The following is a 20,487-nucleotide window of genomic DNA, read 5'->3' as shown; positions in this document are numbered from 1 at the left end:
ACACCAGTGCGAGAGTGCAGGACGTGACCTCGGCAGCCAGCGTATCCGCCGGCCGGGGCCCTGAGTCGGGCCCCGTCCCGGTTCCGGTCACCGCGCCCGGGGACCTGCTACGCCGGTTGCGGCAACGGCACCCGGTCGATCCGGTCACCCATGTCCAACGGGTGTCATCCCGGGCCGGGACCCCGGCCCCCTGGCCGCAGTGGGTTGGGGAGGAACTGCGCACCGCGTACGCGCGGCGGGGGGTGACCGCGCCCTGGCGGCACCAGGCCGAGGCGGCCGAACTCGCCCACGACCGACGGCATGTTGTGGTGGCCACCGGCACCGCCTCCGGCAAGTCCCTGGCGTACCAGTTGCCCGCGCTGGCCACCCTGCTCGCCGACCCCCGCGCCACCGTGCTCTACCTGGCACCCACCAAGGCCCTCGCCGCCGACCAGTTGCGCGCCGTCGCCGAGCTGGAGATCGAGGGCGTACGCCCGGCCTGCTACGACGGTGACACCCCACGGGCCGAACGGGAGTGGATCCGCCGGCACTCCCGGTTCGTGCTGACCAACCCGGACATGCTGCACCACGGCGTCCTGCCCGGCCACGCCCAGTGGTCGGGATTCCTGCGCCGGCTGCGGTACGTGGTGATCGACGAGTGCCACGTCTACCGGGGGGTGTTCGGCTCCCATGTCGCCCACGTGCTGCGTCGGCTGCGCCGGCAGTGTGTCCGGTACGGCAACTCCGCCGGCCCCACCTTCGTGTTGGCCTCGGCGACCTCGGGCGACCCGGCGGTCACCGCCGGACGGCTGATCGGCCTGCCGGTGACCGCGGTCACCGAGGACACCTCGCCCCGGGCCGGGGTGACCTTCGCGCTCTGGGAACCTCCGCTGCTGCCCGCCGAGGCCGCCGCGTCGTCACCCACCGCCGCCGCGCCCGCGCCGCGCCGCGCTCCGGATACCCCCCGACCCGCCGATCCCGAGATCCTCGACCTCACCCAGGTCCGTCGGTCGGCACTGCGGGAGACCGCCGACCTGCTGGCGGACAGTGTCGCCGCCGGGGTGCGTACGTTGGCCTTCGTCCGGTCCCGGCGGGGCGCCGAGGTGGTGGCGACCAACGCCCGGCGCAGCCTCGACGAGGCGGTGCCCGGGCTCGGCGCGCGGGTGGCCGCCTACCGTGGCGGCTACCTGCACGAGGAACGGCGTGCCCTGGAGCGGGCTCTGCTCCAAGGCGACCTGCTCGGCCTGGCCTCGACGAACGCCCTGGAGTTGGGGGTCGACCTGGTCGGGTTAGACGCCGTGTTGATCTGCGGGTACCCGGGCACCCGGGCCTCGCTGTGGCAGCAGGCCGGACGGGCCGGACGCTCCGGGCAGGAGGCCCTGGCGGTGCTGGTGGCCCGCGACGATCCACTGGACACCTACCTGGTGCACCATCCGGAGGCGATCTTCGGCGCACCGGTGGAGGCCACCGTGCTCGACCCGGCCAACCCGTACGTGCTCGGGCCCCAGTTGGCCTGCGCGGCGGCCGAGGCTCCGCTGACCGTGGCCGATCTGGAACTCTTCGGCGCCAGCGCCAAGGAGACCGTCGAGGCCCTGGTGGAGGCGGGGGCCCTGCGGCAGCGGCCGACCGGCTGGTACTGGCGGCACCGGGAACGGCCCGAGGTGGACCTGCGCGGCCAGGGGGGTGCCCCGATCTGCGTGGTGGAGGCGGCGACCGGTCGGCTGCTCGGCACCGTGGACGGCGGCTCGTCACACTTCCTGCTGCACCCCGGCGCGGTCTACCTGCACCAGGGGGTGTCCTACGTGGTCGACACCCTCGACCTGGCGGACGGCTGCGCACTGGTCCATCCCGAGGAGCCGGACTGGTCCACCCACGCGCGGGACGTCACCTCCCTGTCGGTGGTGTCGGTGCGCTCGTACGTCGACGCCGGGCCGGTCGGGCTGTTCCTCGGCGAGGTGGACGTGACCAGCCAGGTGGTGTCGTACCAGCGGCGACGCCTCTCCACCGGTGAGGTGATCGACACCCGGCCGCTGGACCTGCCGACCCGGGAACTGCGTACCGTCGCGGTCTGGTTCACCCTCTCGCCGGAGTCGCTGGCCGCCGCCGGGGTGGAACCGGCCGAGGTGCCGGGGGCCCTGCACGCCGCCGAGCACGCCGGAATCGGGCTGCTGCCGCTGTTGGCCACCTGCGACCGGTGGGACATCGGCGGGCTGTCCACCGCGATGCATCCGGACACCGAGGCCCCGACGGTCTTCGTCTACGACGGTCACCCTGGCGGGGCGGGTTTCGCGGAGCGGGCGTACGGCACGGCCGCCGCCTGGTTGACGGCCACCCGGGACGCCATCAACGAGTGCGGCTGCGAGACCGGCTGCCCCTCCTGCGTGCAGTCGCCCAAGTGCGGCAACGGCAACAACCCGCTGTCCAAGCCGGGTGCCGTCCGGGTGCTCGACGTGGTGCTGGCCAACCTGCCGCACTGACACCAGGCATAAAACGCCAGGTGTACGGGCAAGAACTGTGGGAGCGCTTCCATCGATGCCTGTTGTGAGCTGCGCTCGCCGCTCGCTGTTTTGCCCGCGTACGTGAGGAGGGGCCGTGGCCGACACCATCGCCGAGACCGTCGACCTGCTCTACACCATCGACCAGGAGAAGCTCAGTGTCGATCAGCAGATCGCCCTGAGCACGGCGCTCGCCACCCTGGCGCAGGCCGAACGGCTGGATCAGATCAACGAGCGGCTGCGTACCATCCAGCAGTTGCTCACCAACATGACCCACCGATCGGCCGTCGACGGGGTCCGCTGACCCGCTCCTCGACGCCGTCCGCATCGTGCCCGCTCAACGGCACCGTTGCCGGGCTGTGCGACACTCCGGCGCATCAGAGTTGAGGAGAATTCATGCAGCTCGACAGCCTGCAGTCGCAGCACCAGTTCCACGTCCGCCAACGCATCCGCCTCATGGTCAACCAGTACGAGGTCCACAGCGTGGCCCCGGACGGCACCGAGGGCGGTCTGCTGGCGTTCGCCCAGCAGAAGCGGCTCGCCTTCAAGGAGCAGGTGACGATCTACACCGACGACTCGAAGCAGCACCCACTGCTCGGGTTCAAGGCCCGCCAGCGCCTCGACCTGGCCGCCACGTACGACGTCACCGACCACACCGGCAACCCGATCGGCCTGTTCCGCAAGGACTTCGCGCAGTCGTTGCTCCGGTCCACCTGGCATGTCGAGCAGGCCGGCCTGCCCGCCGTCACCGGCCAGGAACGCAGCATGCCGGTGGCCCTGCTGCGCCGCTTCGTCGACTCGCTGTCCTGGCTGCCCTACCACTTCGACTTCGTCGCCGGTGGCCAGCCGATCTTCTCGGTGATCAAGAAGTGGGGTCTGCGCGACCGTTACGTGGTCCAGATCCAGCACCCGCAGATCGACCGTCGCCTGGTGATCGCCATGGCGATCGCGCTGGACGCCCTCCAGAGTCGCTGACCGTTCCCGGGGCGGCTCCTTCGTCGCTGCCGCTTGATCCTCACCTTGGTTGAGCCCTGAGGATCGTCGGATCAGCCAGTCGGCGATCAACAGGAGCGGCTATGGACCTCGACAATCCGGTGCTCAAGCTGTGCCAGGAGGGGATGCGGGCGGAGGCGGAGGGCCGACCGGCCGACGCGCGGGGGTTGTTCGAGCAGGCCTGGTCCAGGCGTACCGACAGCTATGACGCCTGCGTCGCGGCGCACTACCTGGCCCGGCAACAGGACGACCCGCGGGAGGTCCTGCGCTGGAACCAGGAGGCACTGCGGCAGGCCGACGCGGTCGGCGACACCAGAGTCAGCGCCCTGTACCCATCGCTGCACGTGAGCCTGGCGATGGCGCACGAACGGTTGGGCGAGCCCGCCGCCGCACGCGCCGCCTTCGAGCGAGCGGCCGAGCACGTCACCGCGTTGCCGGCGGACGCGTACGGCAACCAACTTCGTACGGCGATCACCGACGGTCTGAGCCGGTTGAGCTGACCCCTGCCTCCGGTCGGGACCGAGGTATCCGCGGTGCCGGCCGGGGCAGCGGTGATCAGCCGCGCAGCGGCCCGGCTCGGGAGGTCACCGTGGCCACCCGGCGTAGTCCGGGCAGCGGCTCCATGGTCAGCTCGGCGGTGACCAGGAGGTCGAGCCCGTCGAGGTGACACCGCACCAACCGGGCACCGTTCACGGCGACGATCTCGGCAGCCCGGGCGCACGCCGTCGGCTCGTCCTGAAGGGCCCGGGCGGCCCCGGCCAGGGCACCGAAGTCGGCGGCTACCCGGGCCTGCTGGCGAGCCATCCGGGCGGCGCCGACCCCGGCACCGAACAGGCCGGCCAGGACGAACACCAGCCCCGCCGCCAACAGGCAGATGGTGGCCCCGCCACGATCCCTGTCCCTCATGGTTGCGGCTCCGGTACGCCCGGCTCGGCGACCGCCACCACTCCGCCCACCACGGTGATCACCGGGAGGTCGCCGCCGAGAACCCGTACCGGGGCGCGGACAGTCGCTCGGACCAGGTCGCCCTCCACCACCACGGTCACCGTCGCACCCGGTGGTGCGTATCGACTGCCGGCATGTGTGCCGTCCCCGCCCCGGGAGGCCGCCAGGGCCGCCTCCCGGGCCGCATCCAGACAGGCCGATCTGGTACTGACCGCGTTGACGGCGGTCAGGCCGGTGAGCAGGAACAGCAGCAGCGCCGGCAGGCCGGCCGCCATCTCGGCGGTGAAGGAGCCTCGGTCACGACCGGCCAGCCGGCGCCCGGTCACTTCAGCGCCCGGTCGATGACGGCCGCCAACGCCGACTGCACGCTGTCGGAGGTCAGCACCTTGAGCAGGATGCCGCCGAAGGCCACCGCCGCTAGCGTTCCGACGGCGTACTCCGCGGTGTTCATACCGGCGTCCCCGCGCAGGCGGGCGAGCATTGTGCGCACTTGGTCGTCCCTTCTCGATGGATTCACAGCACGTCGCCGAGCACGGCGACGATCACCGGCACCAGGCCGGCGAGAATGAAGGCGGGCAGGAAACACAGGCCCAGGGGCAGCACGATCAGCACCCCCGAGCGGCGGGCAGCCGCCTCGATCGTGGTGACGCGGTCGGCACGCAGGTCATCCGCTAGCCGGGTCAGGGCCCCGGCCAGGGCAGCCCCGCTGCTGGCCGAGCGAACGGCGGCGGTGGCCACCCGCTGCCCACCCGGCACCGCGGCCAGATGCGACCAGGCCTCCTGCGGCAGCCCGCCGAGTTGCAGCGTCCGGCCGACCCGTCGCAGGTGGTCGGCCAACGGGCCGCCAAGGGCGTCGGCCACCGCGATGACGCACCGTTCCACCGGAGCGCCGGCCCGCAGGGCCGCCGCCATCAGATCGGCGGCCAGCGGCAGATCCGCAGCGGCCCGCAGCCGCCGGTTCCGGACGGCAGGAGGCTCGATCCGCCGGAGCAGTCGATCCAGCAGCACCGTGACGAGCAACCCGACCAGCAGGCCGAGCCAGCCTTCGACCAGTACCGCCACGGCCACCCCGGCCAGGGCTGCGGCAAGGCGAATGCGGTCCAGTCGGCGGCTGAGGCCGCTGCGAGGGCTGGTGGACGTACCGGTGCCATCGCCGCCGGATTCTCGGGCGGCATGGCCGACCGAGCCCCGGCCAGCGCCGTCGCCGGTACCCCGACCGGGTGCCCGGCCCCGACGGAAGCGGGCCCGGCCGACGACGGGGTCGGCCGTCGGGGAGTCGGTCAACCGGCGTAGTCGTCGGCGGGGACGTCGCCGGCCGACGGCCACCACGGCGAGCAGCACAGCCCCGGCCAGGCAACCCACTGCCAGGGTGATGGCGGACATCAGCTTGCCCCGTCCGCGACCGTGCCTAGGCGGTCCGCCCAGAGCAGCCCGATCACCTGCAAGGCGATGGCGGCAGCCGCGCACCCGGCACCGATCGGGGTGTGCAGCAGCACCTGGAGCGGGTCCACCCCGATGCCGTAGCCCAGGCCGATGCCACCCAGCGGCAGGGCAGCCAGCAGCCAGGCAGTCGCGCGGGCACCTGCCGCCTGCGCGGCGGCAGCGGCCACTCCCCGGTCGGCGGAGCGGGCATCGGCTTCGATCCGCTCGATCAGATCGGCCAGCGGCGCCCCCGTACGCTCGGCGAGCCGCACCGCCGCCTGGGCCAACTGCCCCGGCCGGTCCGGCACGGCAACGCGGCTCGCCGCCCGGGAGAGACCGTCCGAAGACCGGCCCCCGGGCACGGCGGACTCACCCGGGTCGCCGGTCCGCCACCCTCGCTGACTTCCGGCCGTCGACCCGGCTGCGGGCGCGCTGGCCGCCAGGACCCGAGGGGTGGTCGGCACCGGGGCGAGGCCCAAGGCCTCGGCGGCGACCGGCACCGGCAGTCCGGCCCTGAGGTCGGCCGCCAGGGCGCACAACTGGTCCAACCGCTCATGCCGCGTCCGGACCCGGAGAGCCTCCGCACCGTGTCGGTGCCACGCCCGCACGCCCAGCGCGCCGTACCCGCCACAGGCCACCGCCGCCACCGGCCCGGCGAGCAACCCGGACACCCCCGCGCCGAGCAACAGAAGAACAAGCAGGTAGCGCCGTGGTAACCCGGACCAGCGGGAGGTCTCCGTGGCGACGGTCCGAACCAGTGGGCTGGACACCGGCCGGGCCTCGTCGGTCGCCGGGTCGGTAAGGCCCACCTCGGAACCGCCAGGCACGAAGGGGGTACGGCTTGAGGTCGGCGGGCGTCGGCTTCCCCGCCATTGCGGCGGGCGGGTCGGGGCCGGGGCTCCGGCGGGCGCCGCGCGGAGGGCGGCCGGCTGACGGACGGCACATTCGCGCCCGACCGGTCGAGTCGTGGAAGGCTGGGTCAGTGGCCCTTCCCCCGCCTCTCGCAGGGTGACGATCCAGTCGACCAGCGCCTCGCCCTCCGTCCGGCTGGACCTGGCGGCTCGGGTGATCAGCCTGCGAACCGGCAGCGCCGCAACGACGAACAGGCCCAGCAGCGCCAGCAACCACCAGTACCTGTCGCTCATGCCGCTGCTCCGGGCTTCGTCGCCTCCTGCGGCGTCACCGCACTCGGCCCGAGGCGCTCCCCCAGGGACCTGGACGGAGGTTCCTCCAGGATCGGCGGCACCGGCACCTCCCGGTCGCGGAGCAGAGCAGCCAGCGCTGGTCCCGCCGGGCCGACACCCTGGCCGCGAACCCAGGCCGGCACCGCCCTGACCAGCCGCTCGGGCCCCTCGGGCAGCAGCAGGCAGACCGACTCCAACGCCCGCCCCCGCGTCGTACGCCGGATCTGGACGACCACCTGAAGGGCCGCGGCCAGTTGGGCGTGCAACGCCGGACGGGGTAGCCCGCCGAGCAGGCCCAGGGCCTCCAACCGGGCCGGCACGTCCGACGGGGCGTTGGCGTGCAGGGTGCCGGCGCCACCGTCGTGGCCCGTGTTCAGTGCGGCAAGAAGATCAACGACTTCTGCGCCTCGACACTCGCCCACCACCAGACGATCCGGTCGCATCCGCAACGCCTGCCGGACCAGTTCACTCAGGCCGACACTGCCACGGCCCTCCACGTTCGCCGTACGCGCCTGCAACCCGACGACATGTGGATGCAACGGCCGTAGTTCCGCGGCGTCCTCGACCAGCACGATCCGTTCGGTGGCCGGCACCAGTCCGAGGAGGGTGTTCAGCAGGGTCGTCTTGCCGGACCCGGTCCCACCGATCACCAGGTAGGCCAGCCGGGCCGCCACCACGGCGGCGAGCAGCGACGCGGCCGGGCGGGGCACGGCGCCCTGCGCCACCAACTCGTCCAGGGTGAAGGGCCGCTGCCGGAAGGTCCGCAGCGACAGGTACGGGCCGTCGGTCGCCACCGGCGGCAGTACGGCGTGCAACCGGGTGCCGTCGGCCAGCCGCGCGTCCGCGCAGGGTGAGCCGTCATCGAGACGGCGACCGGCACCGGCGGTCAGCCGCTGCGCGAGCCGACGGACATCGTCCACAGTGCCTATCGGCACCGGGACCTGGTACAGCCCCTGCCCCCGGTCGACCCACACCCGGGTGCCGTTGACCAGTACATCGGTCACCTCCGGGTCCGCCAGCAGCGGGGCGAGCGGGCCCGCCCCGACCAGGTCGTCGCGCACCTGGTCGGCCATCCGCAGCAGGGCGTTGTCGCCGAGGACGGCAGGGTCGGCCTCGGCACGTACCGCCGAGACGATCGTGGCCGGGGTGACCGGCGTGGTGGCGGCGGCGATCCGTTGCCGGACCCGGGCCACCAGCGGCTGACCGGTCATGCCGCACCCGTGACGGTACGGCCGGTCAGGTCGGCGACGATCCGCTGGCAGAGTTCCGCCAGTGGGCCGCGCCCACCGGCCGCCGGGGCCTCGCCCCGCTCAAGCCCGCGACACAGGCCCGGCTCGGGGCGCAGAGTCCCGGCCAGTCGCAGCCCCAGGGCCCGAGCCACCTCCGCTGCGCGCAGTCGCCCGGGGGCCGGCCCACGGACGATGACCGACAGGTCCTGGCAGTGCGGTGCGGCCACCGACACCACCCGGGCGGCGGCGGCCGTGGCCCGGAGTTCGGCGGGCACCACCACGAAGACCCGATCGGCCGCCTGCAAGGCGGTGACGGCCGCGTCGTCGAAATGCCGGGGCAGGTCGACGACGACGAAGTCCCGGCCTCGTCGGGCCGCATCCAGGGTGGAGGCCATGGCCTCGGCCGGCACGGCCACCGGATCGCCCCGGTCCCAGGAGAGCACCACCAGGTCGCCTCGGCTGGGCAGGGCCCGCACCAGGGCCGGTGGGTCCACCCGACCGTCGGCCCCGGACAGCGCCGGCCACCGCAGCCCCTCCAACTGCTCCCAGCCGAGAACCAGGTCCAGACCCCCGCCAAGGGGGTCGGCGTCGAGCAGCAGGGTCCGCAACCGACCTCGGGCGGCGGTGACCGCCAGCCCGCCCGCCAGGATGCTCGCCCCACCGCCGCCGCGCCCACCCACCACGGCGACCACCCGGGCCTGCGCATCACCATCGGTGCCGCATTCGGCGAACCGGTCGACCAGCCACGGCTCGGCCGCCGGCAGCACGGCCACATGTTCCGCGCCGAGCAGGTCCGCGACCTGCCACCCGGGATCGAGGTCCTCGGCCCGACCGACGAGCACCAGCCGGGACCGTCGGGGCAGCCGCGCCCGCAGGCAGGGTTGGGCCTGGTCGGTACCGACCAGCACCAGCGGAGCCGGTTGCCATCGGGTACGCGCGGCGGCCGGATCAGCGGCGACCTCCACCTCGACGGCGCCTGCAGCGGCGAGTCGAAGCAGGTCATCGAGCAGGTCACCGTCGGCGGTGACCACCAACGGCGGTCTCCGGGGCGGCGGAACGGAGGTACGGGACGGCATCGCGGCCTCCAACGGTCAGCGCGGGTTCGCTGTGCCGAACCATGCCTGCCGTGACGCCCCCGAAACCGCCCCGAACGCCCGCCCTGTGGATAACCAACCCTTCTGTGGACAACGCCCACCAGACCTGTTGATCTGCTATGTGTTGTCGAGCGCTCACCGAGTGTCTACATCGGTCACTCCATCATGGTCAGGAGTGACATGAACCACGCATAATCGGTCTCCGCTGCCGTCGGCGGGACGGCAATCCTCGCCGGATCGGGGTCATGACACAGTCACCAGATCACGACCACGTACGCAGACAACCTCGGCTTCGGATCGGTCCCTGGCTGCCCGATCCCGACTCGGACACCATGCCGCCGGCACTTCCCGTCACCCCGGTCAGGACCACCCTGTCGGCCAGCCCGGACTTCGCCGACGACCGGCCACCACCACTCGTACCCGAGCCGGTCGTCCTGGCAGCCGATCCGACACCGCAACCCACCGGCCGCCGCTCCCACCGGCTGATGCTGGCGGGTGTGGGTACCGCCGTGCTCGGCCTCCTGCTGACCGCACTCTGGCCGACCACCCCGCCGTCACCGACCGCCGAACCGCCCACTCCGCCCGGCCGGCTCGGCTGGCCTCATGCCCCCGACCTGCCCTGGTCACCCCCCGGCACCCTGACCCCCTCCGCCCCGCAGGCTTCGTCCTCCGTAGCCGGGGTCTCCTCCACCCGCCCGACCCCGCCCAGTCAGGCGTCCTCACCCACCCGCCCGCCGTCGCCCTCGCCGTCGGCGACCAGGACCAGCCTGGCTGCCCCCAGCGCCAGACCGGCCTCTCCCAGCGCCAGACCGAGCACCTCGCCGAGCCGGACGGTACGACCGACGTCGAGCCCTCGTCCGGCCGAGCCGCGAGAACTCACCCCATTGCCACCCTCGCGGGAGCGGGGTCTGCGGTCCGTCAGCGGTGGCTCGGAAACCAGCATCGAGTTCGTCAACCACAGGTCGCATCCGGTGACCATCCACTGGCTGGACTACCAGGGCCACCGACGCCACTACGCAGTCCTCCAACCGTCGGCCTCGTACCGGCAGCACACCTATGTCGGGCATCCGTGGGTGGTGACCGGTGGCCGAGGTAGGGCATTGGTCTGCTTCGAGCCCACCGCCACCCCCGCCCGCGCCGTGGTCCGCTAGGGCCTGCATCGCAGTCGGTCACCACTGCCCCGGTCGAAAATGAGGTACTTGACGATCCCGGAGGCTGCCAGGCTGCGTGGCATGGACGTTCGTCTCGAACCTTGGTCGGAATCCGCACTCGACCTCCTGCGCCGGATCAACACCCCGCAGATGCGTCGACATGTCGGCGGTATCGAGCGGGAGGAGCAGCTACTCGCCCGGCACCGCCGATACCTCGCGATGCCGGTAACCGGCCGCGGCCGCATGTTCGCCGTACTGCTTGGCGACGACATGGTCGGCAGCATCGCCTACCACCAGCGTGACTGGCAGGGCGAGCAGATCTACGAGACCGGCTGGAACGTCCTACCGCCCTACCAGGGTCGAGGCATCGCCACCGCAGCCGGCACCGCCCTGATCACCATCGTCCGCGAGATCGCCCGCCACTGCGACGCACCCCACAGCCTGCACGCATTCCCCTCGGTCGAGAACGCCCCCTCCAACACGCTCTGCCACCGCCTCGGCTTCACCCTCCTCGGCCCCTGCGACTTCGAGTACCCGCCGGGCAGCGGCCACCTGATGCGCAGCAACAACTGGCGCATCGACCTCGCCAACTCCAGCCGACCTACTGTCCCACCGCAGCAGGACCGCCGGTAACGCCATCGGCCACGAGCAGTCAGTCGTGTGGGTCCGGCAAATTGAGTACGACGACGAGGGCGCACGCCACCGTCGACAGCCAGCCCACCATCACGTACATCGGCAGGGTCTGTTGCCGCCGCGAGCCGGGTCCGAGCCGATCCACCAGCACAGGAAGATCGGAGCCACCGATCTCAGGCCCACCATGACGCAGATCGTGCCTCACTTAGGTGGGTCCATGCTGTCCCCGTGGGCCTGCTGGCGACTCGGCCGGCCGAGGGGGTGGCTTACCGTGTCGCCGGCTTTCCGCGCGCCCGAGTGGCGGTGGTGCCGGTGCTGACCGTGCGACAATTAGTGACGGTATGTGGTCGAGGAGGTTGGTCGTGATGTCGAGCAACGCCGAGCGGACACCCGAGTGGCCGACCGCTGAGCACGTGCCGGCGGAGGAGTTGGCCCGCCGTCAGGGCGTGCGGCCGGTCGCCTCCGTTGACGACCTTGCCCGGCCGGACCTGTTCGAGTCCGACGAGGAGTTGGACGACTTCCTCGCCGACCTTTACGCCTCTCGGCGGGCCAGCGCCGCGTGAGCCTGGTCGTCCTGGACACCGACGTCGCGTCGGCGATCCTGAGGGTCGGCTACATGACCGACTGGCCGGTAACACCCTGTGCATCACGTTCGTCACGCTCGGGGAGCTGACCAAGTGGACCGTGCTGCGGAGCTGGGGGCCACGCAAGTTGGCTGACCTCGCGCAGTGGCGATCCCACGTGGTGCTGCTGCCCTTCGACGAGGCGGTGGCGACGACCTGGGGTCAGCTCCAGGCACGGGCCCACCACCGAGGGCGTCCACGTCCGACGAACGACTCCTGGATCGCGGCCTGCTGCCTGGTCGACCGGCTACCGCTTGCGACCTTCAACGGCAAGGACTACGCCGACTTCGCCGAGTACGAAGGCCTACGCCTCTTCGACGTCTCGTAGCTTCGGCCCGTGACCAAACGCGGGTGGCTGGTCCTGGTGGCCGGCAGCCAGCCGAAGCCACACAGCCGGTGGCAAGCCGCGCAGCGGCGCGGCAGTGCTGCCGCCGAACGGGGCGAGGACGCGGTAGTCCATCAGGGCGGCGATGGTCTGGGTGCCGCTGTCGATGGTCCAGTCGAGCAGCGTGGGTTCGCCGAGGGAGATGTCGAGGGCTTCGGCGAGGGCCTTGACGACGGACAGGCGGTCCAGGTCGATCCGGTTGTTCTCGACTTTGCCGAGCCAGTCGGCGGTACGGCCGATGAGTCCGGCGAGGACTTCTTGCGACGAGGGGCGCTGACGGGAGCGGAGACGAGCTATGACCTGCGGGGTAGCGCTTACCCACCAAAGGGACGACCCCCGTCGCGGGGAAAGTGACCTGACGTAGCAACGAGTGTGATCGAGTGCCGTGCCGCATGGTCAGACGCTGTGGTCGTGCCGTCGAACATGATCGAGTCGGGCTGCGCGGTACGGCGTTCGCTGACTTTCAGATGACGCGCTGCGGGTGCCCGAGGACGGCCGCAGGGCAGTCCGCAGCGCGTCGCACACACCCTGCGGCGTTGCCTTGCAAAGATCAAGCTGCCGGTCAGCGTCTGTGACCGCCGCTCGCCTGCTCGCCGTGTCGCCTACCGCCGGCCCTGGACTGTGTCCGCCGCTGGGCTTGGCTGTACAGCGATCCTCTTCCTCTCCGTAGCTCGGGCGACGCGAACTCACAAGGCGGCCCCCGACTTCGGACAGCACCTGGTCTCCGCCCCATAACCTCCGTCCCGCGCTAGGAGCAGGGAGCTGCACGCTCGGCGAGTGCAGCTTCACCCCCATTTCCGTAAGATCTTGACGTACAGTGTCCTCAGAATGCAGCACAGGCGTAAGGAGACGAGAGCATGCTCCTGCGATTCGAGGTCTCCAACCACCGGTCCATCTACGAGCCGGTGGAACTGTCCATGATCGCCGTTGATGAGGATCGGCCAGCAGCGCGACCCTTCGAACTGCTCACCGAGCAGGTGCTGACGGTTGCCGGCATATATGGGCCAAACGCTTCCGGAAAGTCTAATGTCCTAGACGCCCTGGCGTGGCTTTCGGACGCTGTTAGCACTTCACTGAAGGGCTGGGACGAGTTCATCCCCCGCGAGCCCTTTAAGTTTGGCGATGGACCGGCTCAGGATTCATCTTTCGAAGTAGAGATGATGGTTCACGGAGTCCGGTACACCTATAGGGCGATGGTCTCTGACTCAGAGGTGATATTTGAGGGCCTCTACAGCTTTCCGGAGCGACGGCGACGGTCTCTCTTCGAACGCGACGGCATGGATGTTCACTTCAGGCGAGGGCTGGGTGTTCTTTCAGGAACACGTGAACTACTGACACCGACCACCTTGGCACTTTCGGCCGCAATGCGATTCGATGATCCAGACGTTCGGTCGTTCGGCCGGACTCTCGCGAACATCGGCGTGTTGGGCATTCGACGCCGGCCGTTCGGACGCATCCGTCGGTACCTGGCACCCCCCCACGCTCGGCGCTACTCCACCGAGAGAATGTTCTTCGACAACGACTCAAACCAATTGCCACTATTCGACGAACTTGAAGGCGACCGCCTTGGTAGCAGAGAGTCGGCACTAGCACTTCTACGGTTTGCCGACCTAGGAATCGATGACGTCCAGATCGTCGAGGAGGCTATCACCGAGACCACAGGCATGGGAGAACCGAGGCGCCACCTACGACTCATTCATAAAGTTGCAGGCCAACATCTGCCTTTCGATCTTTTTGAAGAGTCCGAGGGTACCCAAACTTGGTTCCGGCTAATTGGACCTACGGTGCGAGCACTGCAAACAGGCCAGACCCTATTGTTCGATGAGATTGACGCCAGCCTGCACCCCAAGCTCTCCGCAAGGCTCCTCGAGCTCTTCCAAGATCCTGAGACTAACCCCCGTGGTGCTCAGTTGATCTTTACGACACACGACACGAGCCTGTTGAACCACCTAAATAGGGATGAAGTTTGGCTGACCGAGAAGGACTCGGGTGGATCCACATCACTCACGGCACTAGCCGAATACGGCGGCGACAAGGTGCGGAGATCACTCAACCTTGAGAAGGCGTACCTTCAAGGCCGCTTCGGCGCAGTCCCCGAGTTCGATCAACACATCTTGCGGCGCGCGTTGGGCCTTCTCCCAGAGGCGCACTGATGGGACGCGGCGGCCAATACAGACCAGCATCCCTGAAGCGCAAGGTCGGCGTTCGCAGGCCGCGCAAGACAATTGCGGTATTCTGCGAGGGCGAACGAACCGAGCCAGAATACCTTGAAGCCTTGAAGCGGGATCCTGCGGTTCGAGAGACAGCAGCTGTGGATCTGAGAATCGAGACTCACGGATACGGATCAGTTCCTCTAACACTCGTCCGAATGGCCATCAGTGCTAAGGAAAAGGCAGCCCGGGAAGAGGGAGAGATCGATGAGTTCTGGTGCGTCTTTGATGTAGAGTGGCCGAGAAACCACCCAGGCTTGCGCGAGGCTATGGATCTCGCCAACAGGAATGGCATCAACTTGGCGGTATCGAACCCATGCTTTGAGCTGTGGCTAGTGCTGCATTTCCGGAACCACACGGCATGGCTCGATAACGAGGTCGCTCGCCGGCTTCGACGATCCCACGATGGCCAGCTAGATAAAGGACTCAAGGGGGCAGACTATATGGCAAGCCGACAGCTAGCGGCGCGTCGTGCTGTTGCTCTAGATCGACGGCACGCTAATGATGGCACCGCCTTCCCTCACAACAATCCATCATCAGGAATGCACCGACTCATCTTGACCGTGACGACGCCAGGCTCATCTTGAATCTCCGGACTATCTTCGTCGAGCGAAAGCTCGCAGGGTTCTGTAAATCCGTCGCGAAAGCTACAGCGGTTTCGAATCCTCTACCCGCCACCAGGTGCACCAACAGCCCCTGACCAGCAGAAATGCTGATCGGGGGCCGTTGCCGTCCCCTCAGCCGGACCTTGGCGCCGTCGACCACGCGAAGCATCTCGGCATGCTCTCCATGGTCATGCAGACAGCGTCCGGGCGCGGGTCATCCGGTGAACCCGTGCGAAGGGGTGCGGGTGCCTCGCAACCGGGCGGTCGAGGTTCGTTCGACCATGATCAGCCGGGAGGCGTTCTTCCGCCGGCTGTTGCCCGCTGTCCCGGCAAAGCATCGAGCGATCGTGTTTGCTGCCGCCGGGGCGGGGTGCGCTGGGGTGAGTGCGCCGGCCTGCCGTGGGAGCGGTCGACCTCGACCGAGGACTGCTGCATGTCGCCCAAGTGGCGGTGGAGACGCACAGCGGGATCGTGCTGCGGGCTTACCCGAAGAGTCGGGCCGGCTTGCGGACGGTGCCAATGCCGCCCTTCCTCGTCGACGAGTTGCGGCGGCGTGGCAAGGCGGCGCCGGACGGGCGGGCGCTGGTCTTCGCCGACCGGGACGGCGGGCCGCAACGGCGGTCGGACTTCCGGCGGCGAGTGTGGCTGCCGTCGCTGGTGCGGGCCGGGCTACTCGGTCGCGTGTCCGAAATGGCGCCGGGCCGTTGGGGCGCCTCGTGGCCGGAACGCAACGGCCGGGAGCAGCGGGCGGAGTTAACGACGGAGGCGGCGGCCGTGGCTCAGGTTGCGGCGTCGGCGGTCGGCGGGCTGCGCTTCCACGATTTGCGGCACTCGTACATGACATGGCTGGTGACGGACGGGGTGCCGGTCAACGTGGTGGGGCACGAAAAGGCGTCCACGACGCTGGACCGGTACACGCACACACCCGAGGACTACGCCGACCGGGTCCGGCTGACGTTCGCTGACGATTCGCTGACTTTCCACCCGTCGCCCGACCTGACCGACTCAGGAGACTCGCTGTCACCTGGGACTGCAATGGAAGGGGAAAGGGACGACCCCCGTCGGGGGGAGACGGGGGTCGTCGAGGTTCGGCTCCGGGGGGGTCGAGCCGAACCTGCTCAGCGGTCACGGGGGGTGCAACCGCCGAGAGTCTGCGGGTCGTACGCGATATGAATACTCGTTCTGTGGACAAGTCTGCCTGAGTGAGCCTGTGTACGTCGAGTGGTGTAGCCTCCACTCCCTGCGAAATCCTGTTCGCAGAGTGTGACCGCGGTCACCGTTCGCAAGCATGGTGAGGGCTGCCCCGCAGGTCCGAGGAGGTTCGACCCCCGGGCACCCGCCGACCATAGACCATCGGGCTAGACTTTCGCGCCGTGGGCCGAAGTGCCGCTTTCTTCGATCTCGACAAGACCGTCATCGCCAAGTCGAGCGCCTTGGCGTTCGGGAGGCCGTTCTACCGGGACGGCCTGATCACTCGACGCGATGTGGTCAAGTCGGCGTACGCGCAGTTGATGTTCCGGCTGGGCGGCACCGACGAGCAGACCATGGCCCGTACCCGGGACTACCTTGCGGCGCTCTGCAAGGGCTGGCAGGTGGAACAGGTCCGGCAGATCGTCGCCGAGACCCTGCACGAGCTGATCAACCCTTATGTGTACGCCGAGGCTGCCGCCCTCATCGAGGAGCACCAGGCCGCCGGTCGGGACGTGGTGCTGGTCTCCGCCTCGGGTGAGGAGATGGTACGTCCGATCGGGGCGCTGCTCGGTGTCACCGATGTGATCGCCACCCGGATGGCGGTGGTGGACGGCCGGTACAGCGGTGAGGTCGAGTTCTACGCCGCCGGGCCCAGCAAGGTGGAGGCGGTCAACGAGCTGGCCGCGGAGCGCGGGTACGACCTGGCCGACTCGTACGCCTACTCCGACTCGTATAGCGATCGGCCCCTGCTGGAGTGTGTGGGGCACCCCAGCGTGGTCAACCCGGACCGGCAGTTGCGTCGGCTGGCCGTCGAGAATGCCTGGCCGGTACTGGAGTTCCGGCATCCGATTCCGTTGGGCCGTCGGCTGCGGGAGCGGCCGGGGGTGCCGGTAGCCGCTGCCGCGCTCGGGGTGGGTGTCGGGGTGGCGATCGGCATCGCCTGGTACGGCCGGCACCGGCGTACCCGCGCCTCCACCACCTCGGCCTGACCCACCACCTCAGCCTGACCCACCACCTCAGCCTGACCCACCCGGCAGCCCGCCTGAGCCACCACCCGGCCTCAGCCCACCCCCGGCCACCCGGCAGCCGGGTTCAGCTCGCGGCCAGGACCTCGTCGCCGATCTCGGTCAGCTGGTCGGCGCCCACCTCGACGGCCGCCATGTAGTGGCGCAGCCAGGACCGGAGCCCGTCCGGGGTGCCGGTGGCGAAGGCCCCGGCGGCGCCGACGTACTCCGGTTCGCGCTCGCGGTGGCCGACATCGATCGCCAGCAGTCCCCGCGGGTCGAATCCGCTGGAGAGCAGCACCAGGCGGGCAGCGCCCCGGGCCACCACCCCGGAGGGGCCGGCGAACGGGCGCAGGTTGAGCAGTTCTCCGTGTACGACGGCGGCCAGCACGAGCGGCGGGACCTTGGTGCCTCCGGCGACCAGGCCGACGAGGGCGTCCAGGCGGGCGGCGACCACCGGATCCTCGACCGGGCGACCCAGTTCGGCGGTCTCGACCACCTCCCGGCTGGCCAGTACGTGCAGTTTCGCCAGCACCTGCCGGGGGGCCTTGGTCCAGCGGTCACTGAGCCCGGGCAGCGCTCCGGCCACCCGCAGCGCCCCCTGGAGCACCGGGTCGGTCACCGTACCGGCCCGGACCGCTTCCCGCTCGTGGACCCGGCCCTCCAAGGCGGCACTGGCGACCGCGGAACGCAGGCTCACTTCGGCGGCGACCTGGCCACCGTGGCGGCGCAGCGCCCGGTGACCCAGGGCGGTGTCGAAGCGGGTCCGGGCCTGTTCGACGGCCTCGGTGATGTCGGCGAGCGCGAGCAGCGGTGCCAGCGGGTCGGTCGTCACCCCGTCACGCTATCGAGCCCGCCGGTCGGCCCGCGCCGCAGTCACCGGCAACGCGACGGACACCACCCGTACGCCGTGGGGTTCCTCCGACCAGGAGGGGCCGGCGGCGTTCATCGAGACCGTTTTGCACCTCGGCGCGCGAGAGGGTCCGTTGGGCGACGGAGGCGGGTGGCTTGCGTCGCCATGGTCGTCGGCCCCGGCTAACCTGCCCCGGAGAGGCGCAGGTCACCCGACGACGAGGAGCACCGCATGAGCGAGGGCCAGCGAGCGAATCATCAATGCAGCGCCCAAGTGCCTCATGGCATCACGCAGCGAAGCGGAGGGCTGGCATGAGCGAGGCGTTGGCCAATCTGCTGAACGAGACCCGCCAGTTCCCGCCGCCGGCGGCACTGGCCGCCGAGGCCAATGTGACCGCCGAGGCGTACGCCGAGGCCGAGGCCGACCGGCTGGCCTTCTGGGAGCGCCAGGCGGGGCGGCTGGCCTGGGCGCGGCCGTGGGACCAGGTGCTGGACTGGTCGAATCCGCCGTTCGCCAAGTGGTTTGTCGGCGGGCAGTTGAATGTGGCGTACAACTGTCTCGACCGGCATGTCGAGGCCGGCCGGGGCGACAAGGTGGCCATCCACTGGGAGGGCGAGCCGGGCGACACCCGCACCATCACCTACGCCGACCTGCACCGGATGACCTGCCAGGCGGCGAACGCGCTGACCGACCTGGGGGTGGTCGCCGGTGACCGGGTGGCGATCTACCTGCCGATGGTCCCGGAGGCGGCGGTCGCGATGCTGGCCTGTGCCCGGATCGGCGCCACCCACAGTGTGGTGTTCGGCGGGTTCTCGGCGGAGTCGCTGACCAACCGGATCCAGGACGCCTCCGCCAAGGTGGTGATCACCGCCGACGGCGGCTACCGGCGGGGCAAGCCGTCCGCGCTCAAGCCGACCGTCGACGAGGCGGTGGCCAACTGCCCCTCGGTGGAGCATGTGCTGGTGGTCCGCCGTACCGGTGAGCAGGTCGACTGGTCGTCGCGGGACCACTGGTGGCACGAGACCGTGGAGCAGGCCTCGACCGAGCACACCGCCGAGGCCTTCGACGCGGAGCATCCGCTGTTCATCCTCTACACCAGCGGCACGACGGCCCGCCCGAAGGGCATCCTGCACACCACCGGCGGCTACCTGACCCAGACGTCGTACACCTCGCATGCGATCTTCGACCTGAAGCCGGAGACGGACGTCTACTGGTGTACGGCGGACATCGGCTGGGTGACCGGTCACTCCTACATCGTGTACGGCCCGCTCTCCAACGGCGCCACCCAGGTGATGTACGAGGGCACCCCGGACACCCCGCACAAGGGGCGGTTCTGGGAGATCGTCGACCGGTACGGGGTGACCATCCTCTACACCGCGCCGACGTTGATCCGCACCATGATGAAGTGGGGCGAGGACATTCCCGCCGGGTACGACCTGTCCACCCTCCGGCTGCTCGGCAGCGTCGGTGAGCCGATCAACCCCGAGGCGTGGATGTGGTACCGGCAGCATGTCGGGCGGGGTGAGCTGCCCATCGTGGACACCTGGTGGCAGACCGAGACCGGCAGCATCATGATCTCGCCGCTGCCGGGGGTCACCGCCGCCAAGCCGGGTTCGGCGATGACTCCGCTGCCCGGCATCAGTGCCGACGTGGTCGACGACCAGGGCCAGTCGGTGCCCGACGGGGGTGGCGGTTATCTGGTGCTGCGGGAGCCGTGGCCCTCGATGCTGCGCACCATCTGGGGCGACGACAACCGGTTCATCGAGACCTACTGGTCCCGGTTCGGCGCGGGTGCCGGCGGCACCGGCGGTGACGAGTGGATCTACTTCGCCGGTGACGGGGCGAAGAAGGACGACGACGGGCACATCTGGCTGCTCGGCCGGGTCGACGACGTGATGCTGGTGTCGGGGCACAACATCTCCACCACGGAGGTGGAGTCGGCGCTGGTCTCGCACCCCTCGGTGGCCGAGGCGGCGGTGGTGGGTGCCACCGATCCGACCACCGGCCAGGCGATCGTCGCCTTCGCCATCCCGCGCGGCAGCACCGACATCGCCGGTGAGGCGGGTGAGCAGCTCATCGCCGACCTGCGCAACCACGTGGCGAAGACGCTGGGCCCGATCGCCAAGCCCCGGCAGATCATGTTGGTGCCGGAGCTGCCGAAGACCCGATCGGGCAAGATCATGCGGCGGCTGTTGCGGGACGTGGCGGAGAACCGTTCGCTCGGTGACGTGACCACGTTGCAGGACTCCTCGGTGATGGAGTTGATCGCCTCCGGCATGGGCGGGAGCAAGTCCGACGAGGACTGACCTGTCGTACCCCTCGACGGGTGGTGGTCCGGTGCGGACCGCCACCCGTCGATGTCTGTCCGGACCTGCACGGACGGCGGGTGGGCCCAGGCGGGGTTGTGACAGTGAGCAGACCTGTCGGCAATTCACTGCCATAAAATCGATGGTTACCCCTTCCCAGCCGCCCCACTAGTGCCTAAGTTCAC

Annotated in this window: 24 protein-coding genes; 13 read left to right on the top strand and 11 right to left on the bottom strand. The window is 70.0% G+C overall.

Going from position 1 to position 20,487, the window contains the following annotated elements:
- Positions 1–23 precede the first annotated feature (23 nt).
- The 4 genes from ACLQ2T_RS17145 (at position 24) to ACLQ2T_RS17130 (ending at position 3,967) form a co-directional block, all read left to right on the top strand.
- Positions 24–2,456 (top strand): DEAD/DEAH box helicase, encoded by a 2,433-nt coding sequence (locus tag ACLQ2T_RS17145; RefSeq protein WP_425767260.1) that lies wholly within the window; start codon positions 24–26, stop codon positions 2,454–2,456.
- Between the two features lie 115 nt (positions 2,457–2,571).
- A complete protein-coding gene (locus ACLQ2T_RS17140; protein ID WP_425767258.1) occupies positions 2,572–2,778 on the top strand; it encodes a hypothetical protein in 207 nt (68 codons plus the stop codon).
- A 92-nt stretch (positions 2,779–2,870) separates the two neighbouring features.
- The gene (locus tag ACLQ2T_RS17135) at positions 2,871–3,449 is read left to right on the top strand and encodes a hypothetical protein (RefSeq protein ID WP_425767256.1); all 579 of its coding nucleotides are present in this window, start codon (positions 2,871–2,873) and stop codon (positions 3,447–3,449) included.
- 101 nt (positions 3,450–3,550) lie between these two features.
- On the top strand, positions 3,551–3,967 hold the full coding sequence (locus tag ACLQ2T_RS17130) for a hypothetical protein (protein WP_425767254.1): 417 nt from the start codon (positions 3,551–3,553) through the stop codon (positions 3,965–3,967).
- 55 nt (positions 3,968–4,022) lie between these two features.
- Here the strand turns inward: ACLQ2T_RS17130 and ACLQ2T_RS17125 are convergent, their stop codons facing one another.
- From ACLQ2T_RS17125 to ACLQ2T_RS17090, 8 genes are all read right to left on the bottom strand, one after another.
- Positions 4,023–4,373 carry an Rv3654c family TadE-like protein gene (locus ACLQ2T_RS17125; RefSeq protein ID WP_425767252.1) on the bottom strand — a complete coding sequence of 117 codons (351 nt, stop codon included), beginning with the start codon at positions 4,371–4,373 and terminating at the stop codon, positions 4,023–4,025.
- Positions 4,370–4,738, bottom strand: coding sequence for a TadE family type IV pilus minor pilin (locus ACLQ2T_RS17120; protein ID WP_425767250.1), 369 nt, complete (start codon positions 4,736–4,738; stop codon positions 4,370–4,372). Before ACLQ2T_RS17120 ends, ACLQ2T_RS17125 begins: the two co-directional genes overlap by 4 nt.
- Complete coding sequence (locus tag ACLQ2T_RS17115) at positions 4,735–4,893, bottom strand: DUF4244 domain-containing protein (protein WP_013731057.1); 159 nt, start codon at positions 4,891–4,893, stop codon at positions 4,735–4,737. Before ACLQ2T_RS17115 ends, ACLQ2T_RS17120 begins: the two co-directional genes overlap by 4 nt.
- Positions 4,894–4,925: 32 nt before the next feature.
- On the bottom strand, positions 4,926–5,795 hold the full coding sequence (locus ACLQ2T_RS17110; RefSeq protein ID WP_425767248.1) for a type II secretion system F family protein: 870 nt from the start codon (positions 5,793–5,795) through the stop codon (positions 4,926–4,928).
- Positions 5,795–6,979 (bottom strand): type II secretion system F family protein, encoded by a 1,185-nt coding sequence (locus tag ACLQ2T_RS17105; RefSeq protein ID WP_425767246.1) that lies wholly within the window; start codon positions 6,977–6,979, stop codon positions 5,795–5,797. Before ACLQ2T_RS17105 ends, ACLQ2T_RS17110 begins: the two co-directional genes overlap by 1 nt.
- Positions 6,976–8,229 carry a TadA family conjugal transfer-associated ATPase gene (locus ACLQ2T_RS17100; RefSeq protein ID WP_425767244.1) on the bottom strand — a complete coding sequence of 418 codons (1,254 nt, stop codon included), beginning with the start codon at positions 8,227–8,229 and terminating at the stop codon, positions 6,976–6,978. Before ACLQ2T_RS17100 ends, ACLQ2T_RS17105 begins: the two co-directional genes overlap by 4 nt.
- Positions 8,226–9,323 (bottom strand): septum site-determining protein Ssd, encoded by a 1,098-nt coding sequence (gene ssd, locus ACLQ2T_RS17095; RefSeq protein WP_327023198.1) that lies wholly within the window; start codon positions 9,321–9,323, stop codon positions 8,226–8,228. The genes ACLQ2T_RS17100 and ssd overlap by 4 nt, the downstream gene beginning before the upstream one ends.
- A 727-nt stretch (positions 9,324–10,050) precedes the next feature.
- On the bottom strand, positions 10,051–10,221 hold the full coding sequence (locus tag ACLQ2T_RS17090; RefSeq protein WP_425767366.1) for a hypothetical protein: 171 nt from the start codon (positions 10,219–10,221) through the stop codon (positions 10,051–10,053).
- Between the two features lie 4 nt (positions 10,222–10,225).
- On the opposite strand from ACLQ2T_RS17090, the gene ACLQ2T_RS17085 reads away from it, so the two are divergent.
- Both ACLQ2T_RS17085 and ACLQ2T_RS17080 read left to right on the top strand, forming a co-directional pair.
- Positions 10,226–10,492, top strand: coding sequence for a hypothetical protein (locus ACLQ2T_RS17085; protein WP_425767358.1), 267 nt, complete (start codon positions 10,226–10,228; stop codon positions 10,490–10,492).
- Between the two features lie 81 nt (positions 10,493–10,573).
- Positions 10,574–11,125, top strand: coding sequence for a GNAT family N-acetyltransferase (locus ACLQ2T_RS17080; RefSeq protein WP_425767241.1), 552 nt, complete (start codon positions 10,574–10,576; stop codon positions 11,123–11,125).
- Between the two features lie 19 nt (positions 11,126–11,144).
- Here ACLQ2T_RS17080 and ACLQ2T_RS17075 read toward each other — a convergent pair whose 3' ends face one another.
- Positions 11,145–11,270, bottom strand: coding sequence for a hypothetical protein (locus tag ACLQ2T_RS17075; RefSeq protein ID WP_425767239.1), 126 nt, complete (start codon positions 11,268–11,270; stop codon positions 11,145–11,147).
- A gap of 220 nt (positions 11,271–11,490) precedes the next feature.
- Between ACLQ2T_RS17075 and ACLQ2T_RS17070 the strand changes: the two genes are divergently transcribed.
- Entirely contained in the window at positions 11,491–11,688 is a 198-nt protein-coding gene (locus ACLQ2T_RS17070; RefSeq protein WP_425767356.1) for a hypothetical protein, read from the top strand.
- A complete protein-coding gene (locus ACLQ2T_RS17065) occupies positions 11,600–12,076 on the top strand; it encodes a type II toxin-antitoxin system VapC family toxin (RefSeq protein ID WP_425767237.1) in 477 nt (158 codons plus the stop codon). Before ACLQ2T_RS17070 ends, ACLQ2T_RS17065 begins: the two co-directional genes overlap by 89 nt.
- On the opposite strand, the gene ACLQ2T_RS17060 is transcribed toward ACLQ2T_RS17065, so the two are convergent.
- Positions 12,053–12,373 carry a hypothetical protein gene (locus ACLQ2T_RS17060; RefSeq protein ID WP_425767354.1) on the bottom strand — a complete coding sequence of 107 codons (321 nt, stop codon included), beginning with the start codon at positions 12,371–12,373 and terminating at the stop codon, positions 12,053–12,055. The genes ACLQ2T_RS17065 and ACLQ2T_RS17060 overlap by 24 nt on opposite strands.
- 617 nt (positions 12,374–12,990) lie before the next feature.
- Here ACLQ2T_RS17060 and ACLQ2T_RS17055 point away from each other — a divergent pair.
- From ACLQ2T_RS17055 to ACLQ2T_RS17040, 4 genes are all read left to right on the top strand, one after another.
- Positions 12,991–14,286 (top strand): AAA family ATPase, encoded by a 1,296-nt coding sequence (locus ACLQ2T_RS17055; protein WP_425767235.1) that lies wholly within the window; start codon positions 12,991–12,993, stop codon positions 14,284–14,286.
- Positions 14,286–14,930, top strand: a complete 645-nt coding sequence (locus ACLQ2T_RS17050; RefSeq protein WP_425767233.1) for an RloB family protein — start codon at positions 14,286–14,288, stop codon at positions 14,928–14,930. The genes ACLQ2T_RS17055 and ACLQ2T_RS17050 overlap by 1 nt, the downstream gene beginning before the upstream one ends.
- A 402-nt stretch (positions 14,931–15,332) precedes the next feature.
- Entirely contained in the window at positions 15,333–16,121 is a 789-nt protein-coding gene (locus tag ACLQ2T_RS17045) for a tyrosine-type recombinase/integrase (RefSeq protein ID WP_425767231.1), read from the top strand.
- Positions 16,122–16,321: 200 nt separating this feature from the next.
- Positions 16,322–17,128: an HAD family hydrolase gene (locus tag ACLQ2T_RS17040; protein WP_425767229.1), complete on the top strand. Its 807-nt coding sequence runs from the start codon at positions 16,322–16,324 to the stop codon at positions 17,126–17,128.
- Positions 17,129–17,231: 103 nt separating this feature from the next.
- Here ACLQ2T_RS17040 and ACLQ2T_RS17035 read toward each other — a convergent pair whose 3' ends face one another.
- Positions 17,232–17,978 carry an oxidoreductase gene (locus tag ACLQ2T_RS17035; protein ID WP_425767227.1) on the bottom strand — a complete coding sequence of 249 codons (747 nt, stop codon included), beginning with the start codon at positions 17,976–17,978 and terminating at the stop codon, positions 17,232–17,234.
- A 329-nt stretch (positions 17,979–18,307) separates the two neighbouring features.
- On the opposite strand from ACLQ2T_RS17035, the gene acs reads away from it, so the two are divergent.
- Positions 18,308–20,302, top strand: a complete 1,995-nt coding sequence (gene acs / locus ACLQ2T_RS17030; RefSeq protein WP_425767225.1) for an acetate--CoA ligase — start codon at positions 18,308–18,310, stop codon at positions 20,300–20,302.
- Positions 20,303–20,487 lie beyond the last annotated feature (185 nt).

The sequence above is a fragment of the Micromonospora sp. DT229 genome (assembly GCF_049844505.1).
In the GTDB taxonomy this organism is placed as follows: domain Bacteria; phylum Actinomycetota; class Actinomycetes; order Mycobacteriales; family Micromonosporaceae; genus Micromonospora.
This window is presented reverse-complemented; position numbering and strand designations above follow the sequence as displayed.